The organism is Desulfomarina sp. (assembly GCF_054039375.1).
Genome location: NZ_JBPLBA010000253.1, coordinates 1 through 4,488, shown reverse-complemented (window position 1 = coordinate 4,488; position 4,488 = coordinate 1). Strand labels below are relative to the sequence as shown.

Genomic DNA, 4,488 nt, shown 5'->3' with positions numbered 1-4,488 from the left:
TTGAAAGACTGGAAATAATCAAAGGCCCCGCCTCTTCAAGCTGGGGTTCAGCCATGGGCGGTGTAATCAATATCATTACAAAAGAAGCATGGAAAAAGGGACATGAAGGGCAGATGGCCGGTTCCTACGGGACTGCTGACAGCCGGGAATTGAAGGTTGAACTTTCAGGCAGGGGAGAGGGGGGAGGCTACTATCTTTTTGCCGGCAACCAACATTCAGACGGACTGGAAGAGGACAGATTCTTTGACAATACCCAGGTCTATGTAAAAGGGAACACAACGCTCAAATCCGGAATGAAACTGATGCTGAGCGGAGGCAGTTTTCGGCCTGAATGGAAAAATCTCAATTTTCTTCCGGCTGACCTTATGATCACAACAGAAAACCGGGACGGTTTTTTCACCAGCGCTCTGGACCAGTCAGTGGGAAACCTGCTCAGCTTTCATTTAAGCGGAGGAATCATTGCCAGAAACTATACGAAAGAATACAATGTACTGTCAGGGATGATCGGCTCTCCGGGTGAAACACTGTCGAAACAATACTGGAGGGAAAAAAGTTACAACCTCAACAGCAGACTGGTTTATAATGACGACATCCAGACGTTCGTACTCGGAGCCGAATATGTCTATAACAGACTTGAATCCTCAGTGAACTCATCCGCCCCAGCCGTTGCCGCCTGGAGAGTACCGCCGACCGGTCAGCTTCCACCGGACACCAACAGGACAGTTGGTGTCTATATAAATGATACCCTTTCGTGGGACAGGTTTACCCTGACCCCTGGAATTCGCTACGATTACAACTCCATCAGTGATGATTTTCTCAGCCCCAGTCTCGGTCTGGTCTACCGGGCAACGGAGAACAACAGGCTGCGAATCACCGCGGCCCGCGGATTTTCCACCCCCTACTTCTCCCTGCTGAGAGATATCTCCAGGAATCAACCCGCTGGCAACCCCAACCTCAAACCGGAGAAGATATGGTCGATACAAGCGGGCCTGGAAACCAGATCCATTCCTTTCCTGCTCTGCAAAACAACATTTTTCTATCATGATATCGATGATATCTGGGAATTCAACCCGGATACAGGTCATATTGAAAATAACGACAACACCAGAAGATCCGGTTTTGAAGTAGAAGCGGAATCCGTTCCCTTCCATGGCCTGAGCGTGGCAGGTGGATTCACTTATACCGTGGATGATCCGGACAGTGGATCAAGTGAAGATTTTTACAACACCCAGATAAAAGTGAATTACTCCAACCCGGAGCTTTTTTCTCTCCAGTTGTTCGGCACTGCCATAAAATGGCTGGAAGGAACCACGTTCGAGGAGAAAGAAGACTTCATCTGGGATCTGAATATCAACAGACATTTTTCGACTGTTTCATTCGGATCCGGTTTTGACCTTTTTTTGACCGTCCATAACCTCTTTAATGGCGATCAATACTGGTCAAGTTTTTATCCCAACCCTGAACGATGGATTGAGGCCGGGGTGAAGTTTCGCTTTTAACTGAAGAACTCCTTTAAAATTCACAGAATATCAAGTACATGCGACTGTTTTTTTGTTTCCCTGCAACACAGAGATCGGGCAAAAAAACAACTTTTCAAGATAGCCTGAATTTCTTACCCGTCCGGGCATTTGGAGCATCTTTTTCCTTTCTTCTTTAGAAATTTACCGCAGCACTTCTTTTTGAGTTTATCTTTTTTCCCTTTTTTGTTTTTTTTTATCTTTTTTATTAATTTTGTCTTTTTTTTTCTTTTTACCCATAGTGGCCCGCCATGCACTTTCCCATGAAATTTCACATCACAGATCCATCTCCCGCCTGATTTCCCGCCACAGTTTCCTGTAAGCCTTTGCCGCTGCACTCCGTTCCGCGTACACCATGACCGGTGCCCTGGAGAGACCCATTTTTTCTATATCAGTGGAGAACGGAATCGATTTCTGCAAAAATTTCCTGTATTTTTTCTTCATTCTCACCATGGTTTCATTGTGAAGTTTTTTGCTTCTCTGCACCATGGAAAAGAACGGCAACAGTTTCTTTCTCTGATACTTTCTTTCCTTGAAAAACCCGAACAACTGCTCCAGTGTCCGCTCGGAGAGGGTTGTGGGAATCACCGGCACCACAATCCTGTCAGACACCCTGAAAACATTCTCCGAAAGAAGAGAAATATTGGGGGGGCAATCAAGAATAAGGATATCATAATCATTTTTTACACTCTTCAAGGCCTTTTTCAGCCGGGATCTGCTGTTTTTCATGCGGGAGAGAAAGATGTCAAAATCACGGTAACTCATATTGGCCGGCAGGAGGTCCAGGTTTTCAAAATCACTGGCGCGAATAGCCCCCGTAAAGCAATCCACATCCCTGAAAAAGGCCTGCTTTTTCAATTTTCTGGACGGTTTCACCCGAAAATAAAAACCGGAAGCCCCCTGGGGGTCCAGGTCGCAAAGCAGTACCCGGTAACCGTCCATGGCACAACTGTAGGCAAGATTAACGGACGTTGCGGTCTTGCCGACACCGCCTTTGTTACTGTAACAGGCCACTATTCTCATTCCGGCAGTCCTTTAACCTGAGGTTCAAAAAGTTCGTAAAAGGCCGCATGCACCTTCTTATTATCAAATTCGGCAAAGTTTTCCATGACCAGACTTCTTTCGCGACACTGCAGCTGGTAGAGCATTGCAGTGAGGGCACCAATGGCCTCGGCCATTTTTATTTCCTCGCGACTCCGTTTCATTTTTCCTTCCAGAAAGCTGGCGGGAAGATGCTGCTGGACGGAATAATCGTTGAATCGGCCAAGATTGTCCTGCAGTCTTTTCAGGGAACGAATGAGTTTCTTTATTTTCTTCCCCCCAAATAACGGTATGGAAAACTCCATGAGGTAACGAAGCTTTTTACACTCTATACGCAGCTCATGGACGACCGCATCTTCTGTCTGATCATCAATTGAACGGGCAATTGCACAAACCTTTTCATACCGTTTTAAAATTCGTTCCGCCGCAAAAGCGGACGACACCTTCTTCCCGTGGGGACCGTCAGGCAGGTGGTCTGCATCATTGAACATGTTTTTCCAGGTGTCCATGTCCTTTTTGTAACTCCTGCTTTTCAGAAGTCTGCAGAAATTACGGTATTCCTGTTTTCTCTCACGCTGCAGACGGGAAAAAAGGATTTCCAACCCTTCGTGGCTGCTTTCCGGCACCAGGGAAAAATATCGCTGCCGGTCAAGGAGATACACATCCAGATCCCTGAGACGATTTGTCTTCTTCATGAGCTCGCTGAATTCCCTCTTCAACCTGGCTGTCTTCCCCCTCCCGTAAACGCCCTTGAACAGGCTCAGTGCCGAACGGATTTTTCGAAAACTCACCCGATAATCATGGAGAAATTCAGTATCAATATCGGCCAGGATCCCCGGCTCATTCAGCTCGGCAACCGTAAGAGAAGTTCTGATTATGGCTGTGACACTCTTTTTGATATCATCGGTCCCGGAAATCGGCAACCGGGGTTTTACCGAATAGTTCCTCACCGGTATAGCTAGCTTTGTATAGACCGTCAGAGAATCACCGGTTTTCTGCGCTCCTTCAGCCAGAAGCCAGGAGATAACCTTTCCATGACTCTTTTCATACCCCCTGAGGGGCCTGGTTACCCCGAACAGAAGTGTTTTTTTCTTTCGCCTGAAGGAAAAAAATAACAGCCTGACCCTTGTCTTGATCTCATCATCAAGAACCAGCCCCTTATCCCGCCTTATCTTCAATCCGGCCACAGGACTGATCGCCCTGATTTCCGAGACACCGCCCAGATTATCACGAACGGGACCGTTCTTCAGTTCCGATAGAAACGACCAGAAATAATCCACCGTCTGTTCAAAAATATCTCCTGAGGCCCAGTCAAAGAGAAGCAGACGATCATCAATCGACAACAGCAGTTTTCCCGACTTTCTCACCTCTTCAGTGAATGTATCCAGTAACCTGGCCTGCTCAACCTGTCCACCAGTCATTTCCAGGTGGAACGGAGTACTGCCTATTTTCAAAGGATTTGTTTCCCTTAATTTTTTCTCATCTGGAAAGGTAAAGACAAAAGAAGAGGTTTTCATAATAGCTTTCATGGTAAAAGAAAAACATCTCTGTCACGTAATTGCCCTGTGCAAATGTAACTGGTCACAGGTACCCCACGAGTACAAATCAGGTGAAAAACCTTGTCAATCACTTCATGGTGACTACAATAAACGAAATATTCCTACTTTCCCGGACCGAAACACTTGACTACAGATTACGACACCTTCATCCATCGATCCCGTTATCCATGTTCGCCGCATGAACTTTATGCTTTTCATGCAAGACCGGGCCGGTTGCTGCCTCCCTGGGAAAAGACCACTGTCGTTTCCAGCGCTGAAGGTATAAGTCCGGGCACCCGGGCGAGAGTCAAAATACACACAGGCCCCCTGAGCCTGAACTTTGAAGCACTGCATGTGGAGGAGAATCCAGGGCAAATGTTCCGGGACATCCA

General features: G+C 46.9%; 4 protein-coding genes. 2 read left to right on the top strand and 2 right to left on the bottom strand.

Features of this window, described 5'->3' with window-relative positions; translation table 11 throughout:
* Positions 1-1,499, top strand: a 1,499-nt coding sequence (locus tag ACXLDX_RS14015) for a TonB-dependent receptor plug domain-containing protein (RefSeq protein ID WP_457577810.1), incomplete at its 5' end; no start/stop codon positions are given.
* 294 nt (positions 1,500-1,793) lie between these two features.
* Here the strand turns inward: ACXLDX_RS14015 and ACXLDX_RS14010 are convergent.
* Both ACXLDX_RS14010 and ACXLDX_RS14005 read right to left on the bottom strand, forming a co-directional pair.
* Positions 1,794-2,540, bottom strand: coding sequence for a ParA family protein (locus ACXLDX_RS14010; protein WP_457577809.1), 747 nt, complete (start codon positions 2,538-2,540; stop codon positions 1,794-1,796).
* On the bottom strand, positions 2,537-4,075 hold the full coding sequence (locus ACXLDX_RS14005) for a CHAD domain-containing protein (RefSeq protein WP_457577808.1): 1,539 nt from the start codon (positions 4,073-4,075) through the stop codon (positions 2,537-2,539). Before ACXLDX_RS14005 ends, ACXLDX_RS14010 begins: the two co-directional genes overlap by 4 nt.
* Before the next feature lie 165 nt (positions 4,076-4,240).
* Between ACXLDX_RS14005 and ACXLDX_RS14000 the strand changes: the two genes are divergently transcribed.
* A partial coding sequence (locus tag ACXLDX_RS14000; RefSeq protein ID WP_503417359.1) for an SRPBCC family protein occupies positions 4,241-4,488 on the top strand: 248 nt, incomplete at its 3' end.